Genomic DNA, 12,307 nt, shown 5'->3' with positions numbered 1-12,307 from the left:
GGAGTTGATACACGTGCATAACCATATTTCATAATTTTTACGGCAAAAGTAGCACGTACATAGCCTTTGAAAAATATAGAGAAGGTGATTTTTGAATTTATTAAAACGAACCTTTTTTTAAACTGAAGTTTTTTTCCTTTTTCAAGATCTATTTGCTACTTCAAAAATTCCGCTTTCTTTCCTTGCAATTTTGACTCTATCACGCAAAGTATCTATAATAGGAATATTCCGATCAATCCCATACATATATAAAATAGGATCGGAAGCATCACCTGATATAACTTTCACTGTCTTGTTGCCAAATACTAATTGCAAGAAATTTTGTTTTTCTGAATAATCAATCACTCTATATAATTCTAAATGTTCCTCTCGTCTTGAGATTATACCATGCCTGAAAATCAGTTCATCCTTAGTAATAATCCACTTTGTAGCAAACAGCGTGTCTATATATGTGTAACACAACATAATCCAAACGACTAAAAACAGCACCATTAACGCATAGTGTACAGGCATTTCTAAATCCCAATAAATAGCAGAGAACGGGAGTAAAGATGCGACAACAATTATCACAAAATACTTTGAAACCCAATAACCTAGTTTGGGCTTCAATGTTATAGCCGTTTGGTTATCCATAATCTAGTTCTTTATATTAGTATATTGTATAGACTTTGTATTATTCTCTGAATCCGGAACGGAAACTGTATTTTGATAGACCTCTTTTCCATCCTGATACACTGTCATTTTCAATATAGCACCGGACTTACTTTTGCTAAGAATAATCCCTTGAGCAGAAATAACCTTCACTTCTTTAGAGGTTATATAAACTTTCCGTCCGCTAAAATACTCCGTTACAGAACTTTGTTTTAGGTCTGTGTTACTTGTTTCATCTATAATTGATACGTTATCCGGATTAATAATAATAGCTTCAGCTGTATAATCATCCCCTGAAGCCTCTAATACTACCTTATATACAGCAGATGTATTATTAAAAACAGGATCATCATCCGATCCACCACAAGAAACTAATACTAGAGTAGCACATAACGCAAACAAATGCAGCTTAATTTTTTTCATCATCTTTATATATTTTAAATTCAGATCCATGTGTATGTAAAGTAAACAAACCCTTATATTTTTCTTTCTAGAAATTTTCTCTGCTATCAAAAATAGCTATTGCCGTTGCCATCAATAAACCCAAATTGATCTGTTTCTACAATAAACAAATCGCTCGTTTCTGATAACTTGCTAAAATCTTTAAAAAACTGAACCTTCATATTTTTCTTATTTAGTCGTAGCTTTCATCCTTCCCCAGCACGTTTTCATATCGGGAGCGAGTAAAAACTCGCCAACTCTCTCCTGCCTAGCCTTTAAACTAGGTGGAACAATTGCATACTTGCATTTCAATAGTTTGGCTAACACCTCCGTACTATCTCTATCCTTATACTCCATTTTCTTTTTCTCTATCCATTTTAAATTATCTTTAGCCTTGGTGTAATCAGAGAAAAGCGGTTTTACCAAAGCACGAGGATTCTCCGCTCTTTCTATCATCTGTACCTGTTGAGCAGCTTTACTATCCAAATACAATAAGCTGTCGGAAACTGTAACATCTTTTTCGTCAAGCAACTCTATCAATTCAAACTTAAGATCAGTCCAAGTACCGTTTTCATCGGTTTGAAGCCAATCCGCTATTGCCTTTTCATATTCAGTTGATCCACACGAAGATAAGGCAAATAATAAAACTATCAATATCCTACTTTTCATATATTATTTTTTTTATATTTTCACAAAAATACCTCTTTTATTCCTTCCATGCCTTATGATTATGATCTTTCGGCATGTTTTTTTCCTTATTTTTATTGTCCGTTTCTGTCTTATTCTTTACATCTTCCAAGATCGCATTTACTTTTGAAATGATTGAAAGATAATGTTGACTAACTATTTCTTCCATTATATCATACTCTAATTCTTCTTTGCCATCTCCCAAATTTACAGGTTTGGAAAAAGCCGGAATATCCTTATCTATAAACTTACACATATTAAATTGTGTATTAAAATAAGGTGGTTTTCCGCCAGCGACCTTTCCGATGAAGTGACCAACACTTTGTCCGGCAACTTCACGAGCCTTTACTACTTTCTCCTTTTGCAGAGATTCGGTCATGCTTCCAGTACCGGATTCTTGATGTGAGAACGATTCCTGTGCTTCTTTCGTTTCTCCCAAAAGATTTTCTAGATCCTTTGCTGTCTTTTCGTTACCGGTCATTCCATAGGCTTGGCTACCACAAGAAGATCGCAGGATATTTGCACTTTTCTCTCCATAATCCCGGATTGCTTGATTAAAGTCCTGTACGGCTAAGATTGTAGCTACATTGTGTTTACGTGCTGTACCTATAAATACATCTATACCTTGCAAATTTACCGTTGGAAATTCATCCACCATAAAAACGCTCTTTTGTTTGCCGGGATTATTCATTTGCGACATGACAACGCTAGCGATACAACTAACAGGAGGAGATACAGCTTCTTTAATTGAAGGAGCATTGCCTATACACAATAGTGTAGGATGATCCGGATTAGTTATATCTAGTGAATATTCTTCTTCCGGAAGTGGTGATAGAACCCAAAAGATGTATTTATTGTTAAGCAAAACAAGCGGAGTCTGTGCGGAAGATACCGCACCAGCGGTCTGCTGCTGTGCGCCTAAACGCCATGCGGTTAACATGGAAGACATGTTTAGCGCAATTTCCGCATCCTCAGAGAGCCATTTAAAGACCAGATCACTATCTGATAATGCAAAAGCGATTACATGGGGTAAAGTTCCTATTCCCTTTGCTCGTTCTTTGTAACATTTATAAGCAATTGAATATACATAGTTAATCGCATTGTTCGCCCAGAAATCAGTTTTTTCCTTCCATGAACTTTCAAGGTTTTTCATTAAGGTAGTAGCGATATTACGAATAAACAAGGATTCGCTTCCTTTAGGGACATATTTTTCCGAAAGTACATTAACACGAACCGTCCGGGACATGTCTACAAAATTTATGAAAGCAAAGGCTGGTGTAGGTACATTTTTTCTCTTAAAATATTCTATACTACCGTATGCGATCCGGGACAAAATAGGTGAACCCGGTTTACTAGGATCTCCTTCCCAATCATATACAAATCCGGCATAGTTACGCTCTGCACATTGATAGATGATGCCTTTAATCCAGCTTTCCGATTTTCCAGATCCCGGACCACCGTCAATATAAAGATTTTGCTGTGGCTTATGGATTCTAAGATTTCCTTCTACTGTTTCAAAATCAAAATAAAACTCTGATTTTTCATGTGATACACCAAAGATAGATTTATCAGATACCACATGCCGTTTAAGGTAAAAACCGGCTGTTTGGATAACTAGTATTGTAAATCCTATAAATACTATCGGAAAAACTAATAAATTGTACCATGATAGAACATTACTGAAGCCTAATATTAGGGCTATTGCTAAGATTAATGTAGTGGCAGTATATACATATTTCAAGGATTCATCTCTTCTCTTTTGTACAGGGAATAGGAAAGCCAACCCAGCTAATAATACTACATATAGGAATCGAAACATAATAGCTTTGCGTAAAAACTTTCCCAACTGCAATAATACAGCTGGGCTTGGTGAACAAAGATCATTCACCAAAACCCACTGAAAGATTATCACACCCCCGATTATTACGGAAAGCAATATAAAGACAAATGATAATTCCTTCTTTGCTGGTTCCATTATTCTTTATTCTTGCTAGAGAGTAATTGAACCTTATCTACACTCATAGTTACTGAAGGGACTGTATCACCAGTATCACGCTTAAAGATACCGACAGTGATTTCCCCATACACATGAACCATAGTTCCTGTTTTTAAAAACTCCGCAACCTTTGTTTCGTAATTTAAGAAACAACAGATCCACAACGTTTTTTCTTCGTTTCCCTCTTTATATTTAGTGGAAACATTGAATGAATAACCTTTCTGTGTTTTCTTGGCATCTGATCCAAGATAACCCGTAACATGACCTATAAACATACGCTAAAAATTTAAAGATAATTGTTTGACTTCATTTTTATTTTTTGATTCGGAAAATTGTAGGGAAGGAGTAGGATCATCCAACTTTATATTAAATATATTCTGTGCGGCAATATATATTTTCGGATCTGCATCCTTTAACGCATCAAGTTCCTTTGCAGACAGTTTATATCCCTGCTCCTTTAGGTTAACCAATTCCTTAAACGAACCGGCTAGCGCAGCAGCTAGAGCTATATTAAAAGCTGGTGATAATTTTTCATCATTCCGGGTTTCAGAAAAATCCTTGCTATCATCTACTTTTTTATTCTCTATATGCTTGCATTCTTCCTGTTGCTTTTCCTGTTCTTCCTTCTTCAATAACTCATACTTGCAGACTTCATTCAAAATCATAGTGCTAGCCTTACCTACATCAACTAATACGGAATAGAGGAATTTAGGTTCTTTTTTGATCGCTCCGAGCCAGTTTTTTAAATACTGTGCGTTTTCTTCCCGGACTCCGGAAACGATACCTAGAGAACGGCAAGAAACAGCAGCGGTAAATTCTGCGATTAATTCTTCTTTTGCATATTTGGGATCACCAAACATGTTTTTCATTTCACGTCCTAAACGGGTATCTATACCGGTTGAATGTGCCATCTCATGTAACAATGTGCTATAAAATCCTTCTCCTGTATAGAATTGACCTTTAAGGGGTAAATATATCTTGTCCTCTGAAGGACGAAAAAAAGCCTTGTCAGAGAAAGAAGAAATAATAGGACATAACCATGTACCGTGTTTTATCATGTGATCCAACTCTGGCGATGAAAACATTCCCTGCTCATCTTTCAATTTAGGACAACTAAATTTATCCTTCAATGCCTTCCATTGTTCCGGATATACTTCCGCAAAGTTTGTTTGATCAACATTGAACACGTGATAAGGTTTAGTATAAGGAATAACGGTATATTCTTTCTGCTCTTCCTTAGTCAAAGCCTTATAATCATCCATCGAAATTTTATTCCCCTTATCGTCTTTAATCATAAAATTCCAAAATAGGACAGGAAAAGCCGATGCTCCTTTGTTTATGTGAAGCCCTTGTTTCTTTGCTTGCGGAAAAGTCATATATACAGGTGTCTGGAAACTACGTTCCTCTTGAAGAAGAAAAAGCATGAAGGAATTGATTCCATTATAAACACGCCCATCAATATTTTGTGGTAATCCATATCCTGTTGTTGTAAACCAAGGTTTATGCCAATCCGCATCGACTTCCGTAAGTTTCTTAACCATAAGATCCGCAAATTTTTGCAGAGCCTTATCATTTGCCTGACCATCCATGACTTATTGATAAAGGTGTTCATTTTCATATTTTAGCAACCATTCAGCAGCGTTTTCCGCATTCGGGCTAACTCCTTCAGCTTGCATATCCGCAACGTAGAGAGCCGCTAAATCTTCTTGAGCTAATAAAAATTCAAGATCGTCAATCTCTCCAGTCTGATTCTTTTCTACCAATTTGTTGTAATCTTCCATGATATTTATTTTTAAGTGATAACATTTTTACTTTCGGAAAAATCTATTAATTATAAATCGGCAAACATTTTATTTACCGTATTGGCGAGAGGACGCTTTAGATCTTTTTCTGCACTTTGTTGACCTTGTGCTAGCTTAACATCTCCGAGCGTATTAGCAGAGCCTTTCAGATTAAATATCTTCTGAACGGCTATCATCGTATTGCCAGATGCAGTTTCATTCAAAGACTGAATCAACTCTTTGGAAGGTTGATAGCCTTGTTCCTTCAGTTGTGACATCTTTACAAAATCGCCTTTCTCTACTGCTTCTTTAAATTCTTTATCTAGTTCCGGAGAAACCTTAGCACTAGCAGGATCAGCATTAAGCTCTACCTTTGCTTCTTTGGATTCTTCCTTTGCTTGTGTTACTTCTTCCGCTTTTTGCACTTCAGGTTTCATCCCAAATAGTTTTTCTATAACGATAGCTTGCGTCTGATCAATCTTTGTATCTTGTCCCAAACCTCTAATAACTTCCTCTGAAGGCTTGTAACCTTCCTCTTTCAAACTAGCTATTTTTTCATAGTCATTCTTGACAACGGCTTCTCTTAACTCCTTGTCAAGATCTCGATCAGGAACAGGATCCTTACCCGTTACTTTCTCCTGATATTGTTCCCGGATCTTCTCGACTTTAAAGCCTTCTTCTTTCAATTCCTTTTCAGTTGTACCTTTGGCGATTATTCCTTCTTTTTCTAACATATCCCCAGCCTTTAACCTAATGCGTGCTTCAAGATCATAATTATAGTTTTTATCCGGATTTTCATCTTTCAGATAAGATAGGTATTCCTTATGTTCTGTGGCAAAATGGCTGTTTATTAATTGCTCATACCTTTTATCCTTCAACTCGTCTATATCGATTTTTCCGGTACGCTGCATATCCTTTAGCTTATCATTAAGATACTCTTTATCCTTTGCCATTTCTCTTGCCTGTAAAATCTGCTGTGCCTTTGTTTCCGATATTTTCTGGATGTTTGAGAAAGCATATCCTTTCTTATCCGGAAGCATAGCTATATCTGTAATTATGTAACCTTCAGGAGTGTGGATCATTTTGTTATCTAAAGAATGACCATTCGCTAAAAGATACTTATCTGCTGCGGTCAATTCGTAATCTCCAATTTTAGCAGGAACAGACAATTCTTTTTCCGAACGTACCACCACAGCGTTGAGATCCTTATCGACCTGAAGAAGTATATCTCCTTTTTTTGTTGACAAGACTATCACATTGCCATCAAGTAGATCTTGCTTCTGTTGCTTCGATAATTTCTTTCCGTAAATGCGATCCGGTATGGTTAACGCTTCCTTCCTATATATAATAGAAGTACCGTGTTCATGCAACCGAACTTTAGCTGGTTTACCATTGATATCCATTAATCCGGATAATACACCCTTCTCTAACTTTGTGCCTTTCCCGTCTAACGAGTAACCATTTTGCAAAGCATACTCATATAGTTCTTTTCCGGTATAACAGATTTTATTTTTATGATCGATCACAGTAAAACGATCTTTGGCATCATTTTTTAGATCACCCCAGTTAACAATATCAACCCCTTCATTTTTTAATACGCTTTTATAGTCGGGAGATAAAGCCTGATCCCGATTAAAGAACTGGCAAACACGATCCATAGAAGCCTTTTCCGCAGATAAATCCGGTTCTCGCTTTGTGTGTGAACGTATCTTATCCATATCGATACGAAATACTTCGTCATTCCGGGTAAAAAGCAAAGAACCCTTGTTATAGGCTTCTTTGTAACCTAAACTTTCCGCAATCGCCCTAAATTGCCCGACATTATTATATTGATATTCTGTTAGAACCTCTTGTAGCTTCATGACAATTATTTTAATAATTCAGCGGACAATATATATTCATTCAATATAGATAATTTCATATGCCTTCCCCCACCTCTTTCAAACATTTCGATCTCAAAAACCTTATCATCCGGGATAGTGAACTTATTGAATGCTAGGACAAAGCGATTTTGGCTTTTGCCCAATATCTTTTTATCAAAGTCTTTTTGTTCTACCGGATCATACGGAACTTCCTGCTGGATAGAGTTCTTAACCTTCTTCTGATCACGAAGGAAGCATTTAATAAAATCAACGTCATAATCTATATTTGAGAAGTTTTTTATATCAAATACAAAAAACATGAAATCATCTTTTACATATAGGTTTGCAAGGGACATCTCAAACTTATTTTTTATAACTCCCAAGCTGAAGATATTACGCTTTTTATAGTGCAGTTTATTGATAAGATTATCCATCTCTATGCTATTTACATCAATGTGTGCAATATATTTGCGACCATCGTCAAAGTTGTAAGAGTAAGTAAGAGCATGGTCTTTAAACAAGGTAATTTCATAGGTATTCAGATCTTTATCGATAACAAACAGATTAGAAGGTTCAAAGGCATCAAAAGTTGTACCAACTTTAACCATATTATTATAATACTCAACCCCGAAAACTTCTTCATTTCCTTGTTTCAGATATAACACATCTGCTGGAAAAAACATTTCTGTAGTATTGTTATTATTGACTATTACGTTATAACAACGTGATCTATCCACATCACCGGCATATACGATATTTCCGCAGTGATCCGTCATTCCCGGTAACAGATAGGATATTTTATAAGAATAGACATTCCCGTTTGTACAAACTATGATAAGGTTTGTCGTTCCTGAAAAATCTTCTTCCTGTGCCGTTATGCGGACAACATTAGGAACATTATCCACCCGTTCCACTTTTACATAATCTTCACGACCATACGAAATGTCACTTACTTGTGCAGGAAGTACTATATGTTTCGTTTTATCAAACGAAACATAAATTGTTTGGGAGTCCAGTTCTTTTTTTTCCTGTGCAGAAATGGAGAATGGAACACAAAACATGATTAATATAAAAAGCAATGTTTTCATTTTACAAAACCAATAAAAATATTTATAATCCAAAGCAGAACGAAACAAGATATTAAACTATACATCAGTACTTTCATTTCTGCTATCTTTTTCCCTTTAGAGCGTTCTATAAAGAACCTATAAGCCAAAAATACAGTAGCTACAGCTACCATAAAATTAAGTATATCAATTATCATTATAATGCTTCAATTAGTTGGGTTAAAGGATTCTTTTTCTTTGGTTCATTCTGCTGCATCTGCATTTCTCTATACAGACGTTCTATTTCAGCTTCTTCTTCCTCTCTCTTTTTTCTGTCTTCATTAGTTTCTTCCTTGATATACATATTATAGTTAGCTTTTAAATGAACCTTTACTTGAGAAAGGCTTTGATTTAAAATTTGTCTAGTAACCTGTGTAGTGGCTGTGATCGCACTAGTTACCTCACTTGTTACTGTGCCAATAGAAGAAATCGGAAGCTGCACGCCTTGAAGCAAGCCCTGTTCCATTTTTCGAGCAGCTTCAGCTTTCATGTTATTGGGTAAATTCAATCCCTCAATCGCATCAGAATCATAAATAGTAAAAGCGACAGGACTTATATATTTCCCATATCGTATGTTCTCTACCGTAATTTTCAAACGAGTAGAGCCGACACTAGCATTTCCGTAGAAGATCGTATTTGCAGGGATCTCAACGCCACCAACCCATAAAGGCTCTAACAAGCGCATCCGGACAGCACTTCCACTAACAATGGTCTGATCTCCATAAATAGCAGCTTTGATAAGATTGACTTTTTGGTCAATAGTAAACTGTGACCGGCGACGCCGTTTTCCATTTTCCACTATAAAAGTCGGCTTTGAAGCTTTCTCAACTTTAGGAACAGAATCATTTACTTTCGGAAAAATATTCTCTTGAGATTTCTCTATATCTTTTCCTGATGCTTGATCCTGATATTTCTTTCTCATTTCATCCCGGAATCTTGCATTTTCTTCTAGCTCTTTGCGTATTCTTTCCTCTTTCTTTGCTTCCTTGACTATCTGATTAAAGGTTTCTTGATCCTCAATATCATTTAGTTGTTGGCGCATTTTATCAGAAAATGCACTGTTAGATTTTTTTCCTCGCTCCTTGTATTCGCTAGTAACTTCGTCCAATGGATCTTTCTTCATTTTTTCAATACGAGCTTTCATTTTCTCGTTGTATTCGTCTTCGGATGTCTGCATTTCAAAATAGAAATCGCTTCCTTTTACTTGTGATTTTTCCAATTCACGTTTCTTACGAGCAGCTTCTTCTTGTTCACGTTTATAAGCATCTACCTTATTAGCGATCTTCTTTTCTCCTTCTGTGTCCGGTTCAAGAAAAGCCTGATTCACTTCTTCTGTATTGGATGCTGATTCAGCCGGTTTTTCTTTTTTACCAAAGAAAACTATTACAAACAGTACGCCCAAAAGCAGAGGTACTAACATTAACAATTTGTTTTTGTCCTTCAACGCTTCTCTTAAAAAGTTTCCCATAGCTCCATTATTTTAATTTTTCTTCATCTGTTATTTCTCGTGGTTCCGAATATCGAACGTCCCAGCTTTCGATTTTAACACCGTGAGAGTTTTCACGTGATCGAGATACATCATATAGAGTAAAGTTCACAGAAATATCACGTGCTACGCTCCCCCTAGCACGATAGCCGGTTTGCGTAAACAGTATATCCCCGGATATCGGAACTGTTTGCATATTGATATGTATATCCTTGATTATAACGCCATAGCGTATATTTTTCTGAATCAAAGAATTAAGCATATTAATATCGTTATATTCGTTGTAAAGCTCTTTTCCTCGATTACCAATCAAATTAAGAGCTAATGTTACGTTATTCTCATAAGTGCTTTCATCGAAGGAGTACCACAGCGAAACAAATGTTTTGATATGATTTTCATATTCATACTTTCGCATCGCTGCGGATTCAATGGCTGCAACATCGTAAACCTGTCCTGAAGTATCAAGTACTAAAGCCTTCGTATAAGCCGCATCTATCTTGTTTGACAAATAGAAGAAACAGACAGTAAATGCAATACCCATAATCAGACAACAAGAAGATGCAACAATCACAGTTGTTTTAAAAGCCTGATCCACTGTTTTAAATTTTGTAAGATTCATATTTATTTATTCTTCGTTATCTATAACACTTTTACCTAATGAAGCAGCAGCCCCTACATTTGTAGCCCCCCCTGCTATCGCTGATCCTGCAATCGCCATCGTTGCAGCAGCAGTTACAATAGATACCGTTTTAGAAATGATTCTACCGGCATCACCATGACCGACTATCTTACTTGCCAACCAGAAACAACAACAATAAGAACCGATCAAAGCAAGATCCATGCCTAAATATTGTAGCTGTTTTGTCGCTTCATCTACTGCGTTGAATGCGTCAGAATCATAAATTGACTTAAATGTAAACCACATTATCTGATTTAAAATATTAATCACAGTAAATACCATACCAACGGAACACAGTGTACCAAACCAATTAGACAGCTGCTTTTGGAATACCGGTAGAATGGAAAAAGCAAAAACGAAGGGACCTAATATGACAAGGATCTTTACAATGACAACGCCCAAACCCAATATGATAATTTGTACAATCCCGACCAGCAGTGCGGCTAGAGCATGTAAGAGCATTGCTGCGAAATTGGCAGGATTTAATATTTGGGAGATTTGTTTCAATGTAGATGCACTTTCATCTATTTTATTACCTTGATCTATATTTTGTAGTTCTTTATTCATAGCACCTTCCGGATCTTCCCCCGCAGCGACTTCCGCTTCAAGTGCCGTTTTTTCATTATCGGCTATCATGGTGTGCTGTTCTTCCGCTGATCTGTCTAGAAAAGCCGCAAACTCCTGTGCCCGGACTGAACTTAAAGATGTTGCTTCATTTATTACTTCAAGGGTTCCAACGACAGTTTTTGCGATAGGTGTATATAGCGAAAGACAGAATATTAAAGCAAAACAGCGAGCTATTTCCATCAAATCCGGAAACTTATTTTCATCCGATGTTAAAAGCTGACTAACACCATGATATAGGTAATTATAAGCTATATTACAGATGAAACAAATAACTGCTACACCAAGCGCAATTACCGTCATTTGCGCAGTTAATTCTGTTGTAAGGGAATCATTAATCTGCAATCCCCATAAAAAAGTATCTTGTCCGTTCATAAGGCTAATTAATTAGTATATCGACTAAAAGCAGATAAATTTCCGCTATAATATGTTTTCCCTACATGTTTTCGACTTGCATCTTTTATGATCTCACTTCTTACTATTTCATTAAAAGATTTCATTTCAGCAGAAGCCGTTTCTAAGGCTTCTCTTACCTGTCCGACAAAGGACATTCTTCCCTCACTATTCATGCTGAAATAGTCGGAAACAGTAGCAACCTTAAATAATAGATCTGTGCTCAAATTAAGGTTTACCGTAACTTGTTGGAAGTTTAAAAACTTTAAACAATGATAGCTACCGCCTATATTCATATAAAAACGGTAATCACTACTTAGACAAGCTACATCATCCAACAGTTCAGCAAGTTCTACTAAAGATTGTAGTTGGCGTAGTTGGTCTATCTTTTGTAAATTTTCTCGTATATGTGCAGCATCAATCATTTCATTAAGCTGCTTAACCCATTGCGCTGCATTCGCTCCCCATTCGCCAAGGTTCATTCCCATGTGAGCCGGATCATTAACAACCCATTGCGCACTAGCCTTTTGAACAGAAAAAGAGCTACTTAACAGCAACACAGAAAAAAATAAGAGTATCTTTATTTTCATAATATTATAAA

Annotated in this window: 13 protein-coding genes; all 13 read right to left on the bottom strand. The window is 36.3% G+C overall.

Annotated features, from left to right (window positions below; translation table 11 throughout):
- Nucleotides 1–141: 141 nt before the first annotated feature.
- The 13 genes from C1A09_RS15820 to C1A09_RS15755 all read right to left on the bottom strand — a co-directional run bounded on the left by C1A09_RS15820 (nucleotide 142) and on the right by C1A09_RS15755 (nucleotide 12,296).
- Entirely contained in the window at nucleotides 142–633 is a 492-nt protein-coding gene (locus C1A09_RS15820; protein WP_005783190.1) for a PH domain-containing protein, read from the bottom strand.
- A 3-nt stretch (nucleotides 634–636) separates the two neighbouring features.
- Nucleotides 637–1,077 carry a beta-barrel fold lipoprotein gene (locus C1A09_RS15815; protein ID WP_161800201.1) on the bottom strand — a complete coding sequence of 147 codons (441 nt, stop codon included), beginning with the start codon at nucleotides 1,075–1,077 and terminating at the stop codon, nucleotides 637–639.
- Nucleotides 1,078–1,281: 204 nt separating this feature from the next.
- Entirely contained in the window at nucleotides 1,282–1,761 is a 480-nt protein-coding gene (locus C1A09_RS15810) for a hypothetical protein (protein ID WP_005783194.1), read from the bottom strand.
- A gap of 37 nt (nucleotides 1,762–1,798) precedes the next feature.
- On the bottom strand, nucleotides 1,799–3,754 hold the full coding sequence (locus C1A09_RS15805) for a type IV secretory system conjugative DNA transfer family protein (protein ID WP_005783195.1): 1,956 nt from the start codon (nucleotides 3,752–3,754) through the stop codon (nucleotides 1,799–1,801).
- Nucleotides 3,754–4,050, bottom strand: coding sequence for a single stranded DNA-binding domain-containing protein (locus tag C1A09_RS15800; protein WP_005783197.1), 297 nt, complete (start codon nucleotides 4,048–4,050; stop codon nucleotides 3,754–3,756). Before C1A09_RS15800 ends, C1A09_RS15805 begins: the two co-directional genes overlap by 1 nt.
- A gap of 3 nt (nucleotides 4,051–4,053) precedes the next feature.
- Entirely contained in the window at nucleotides 4,054–5,364 is a 1,311-nt protein-coding gene (locus C1A09_RS15795) for an ArdC family protein (protein ID WP_080546333.1), read from the bottom strand.
- Nucleotides 5,365–5,367: 3 nt separating this feature from the next.
- The gene (locus C1A09_RS15790) at nucleotides 5,368–5,556 is read right to left on the bottom strand and encodes a hypothetical protein (protein ID WP_005783201.1); all 189 of its coding nucleotides are present in this window, start codon (nucleotides 5,554–5,556) and stop codon (nucleotides 5,368–5,370) included.
- Nucleotides 5,557–5,606: 50 nt separating this feature from the next.
- On the bottom strand, nucleotides 5,607–7,418 hold the full coding sequence (locus C1A09_RS15785; protein ID WP_005783203.1) for a DUF3945 domain-containing protein: 1,812 nt from the start codon (nucleotides 7,416–7,418) through the stop codon (nucleotides 5,607–5,609).
- A gap of 5 nt (nucleotides 7,419–7,423) precedes the next feature.
- Nucleotides 7,424–8,506 (bottom strand): DUF4138 domain-containing protein, encoded by a 1,083-nt coding sequence (locus tag C1A09_RS15780; protein ID WP_005783204.1) that lies wholly within the window; start codon nucleotides 8,504–8,506, stop codon nucleotides 7,424–7,426.
- 175 nt (nucleotides 8,507–8,681) lie between these two features.
- Nucleotides 8,682–9,992 (bottom strand): conjugative transposon protein TraM, encoded by a 1,311-nt coding sequence (traM, locus tag C1A09_RS15770; RefSeq protein ID WP_032541957.1) that lies wholly within the window; start codon nucleotides 9,990–9,992, stop codon nucleotides 8,682–8,684.
- 7 nt (nucleotides 9,993–9,999) lie between these two features.
- On the bottom strand, nucleotides 10,000–10,629 hold the full coding sequence (locus tag C1A09_RS15765) for a hypothetical protein (protein ID WP_005783210.1): 630 nt from the start codon (nucleotides 10,627–10,629) through the stop codon (nucleotides 10,000–10,002).
- Nucleotides 10,630–10,635: 6 nt separating this feature from the next.
- Entirely contained in the window at nucleotides 10,636–11,688 is a 1,053-nt protein-coding gene (locus C1A09_RS15760) for a TraJ family protein (protein ID WP_005783212.1), read from the bottom strand.
- Nucleotides 11,689–11,696: 8 nt separating this feature from the next.
- Nucleotides 11,697–12,296, bottom strand: coding sequence for a hypothetical protein (locus tag C1A09_RS15755; RefSeq protein WP_005783214.1), 600 nt, complete (start codon nucleotides 12,294–12,296; stop codon nucleotides 11,697–11,699).
- Nucleotides 12,297–12,307 lie beyond the last annotated feature (11 nt).

This window comes from Bacteroides cutis (genome assembly GCF_900241005.1).
GTDB lineage: Bacteria > Bacteroidota > Bacteroidia > Bacteroidales > Bacteroidaceae > Bacteroides > Bacteroides cutis.
Note: the sequence above shows the minus strand (reverse complement) of the source record. Positions and strands in the feature narration are given on the sequence as shown.

Excerpts from the sequence above, each read along its gene's own strand:
- C1A09_RS15820 (WP_005783190.1), bottom strand. The coding sequence starts at position 633 with ATGGATAACCAAACGGCTATAACATTGAAGCCCAAACTAGGTTATTGG.
- C1A09_RS15815 (WP_161800201.1), bottom strand. The coding sequence starts at position 1,077 with ATGATGAAAAAAATTAAGCTGCATTTGTTTGCGTTATGTGCTACTCTA.
- C1A09_RS15810 (WP_005783194.1), bottom strand. The coding sequence starts at position 1,761 with ATGAAAAGTAGGATATTGATAGTTTTATTATTTGCCTTATCTTCGTGT.
- C1A09_RS15805 (WP_005783195.1), bottom strand. The coding sequence starts at position 3,754 with ATGGAACCAGCAAAGAAGGAATTATCATTTGTCTTTATATTGCTTTCC.
- C1A09_RS15800 (WP_005783197.1), bottom strand. The coding sequence starts at position 4,050 with ATGTTTATAGGTCATGTTACGGGTTATCTTGGATCAGATGCCAAGAAA.
- C1A09_RS15795 (WP_080546333.1), bottom strand. The coding sequence starts at position 5,364 with ATGGATGGTCAGGCAAATGATAAGGCTCTGCAAAAATTTGCGGATCTT.
- C1A09_RS15790 (WP_005783201.1), bottom strand. The coding sequence starts at position 5,556 with ATGGAAGATTACAACAAATTGGTAGAAAAGAATCAGACTGGAGAGATT.
- C1A09_RS15785 (WP_005783203.1), bottom strand. The coding sequence starts at position 7,418 with ATGAAGCTACAAGAGGTTCTAACAGAATATCAATATAATAATGTCGGG.
- C1A09_RS15780 (WP_005783204.1), bottom strand. The coding sequence starts at position 8,506 with ATGAAAACATTGCTTTTTATATTAATCATGTTTTGTGTTCCATTCTCC.
- traM (WP_032541957.1), bottom strand. The coding sequence starts at position 9,992 with ATGGGAAACTTTTTAAGAGAAGCGTTGAAGGACAAAAACAAATTGTTA.
- C1A09_RS15765 (WP_005783210.1), bottom strand. The coding sequence starts at position 10,629 with ATGAATCTTACAAAATTTAAAACAGTGGATCAGGCTTTTAAAACAACT.
- C1A09_RS15760 (WP_005783212.1), bottom strand. The coding sequence starts at position 11,688 with ATGAACGGACAAGATACTTTTTTATGGGGATTGCAGATTAATGATTCC.
- C1A09_RS15755 (WP_005783214.1), bottom strand. The coding sequence starts at position 12,296 with ATGAAAATAAAGATACTCTTATTTTTTTCTGTGTTGCTGTTAAGTAGC.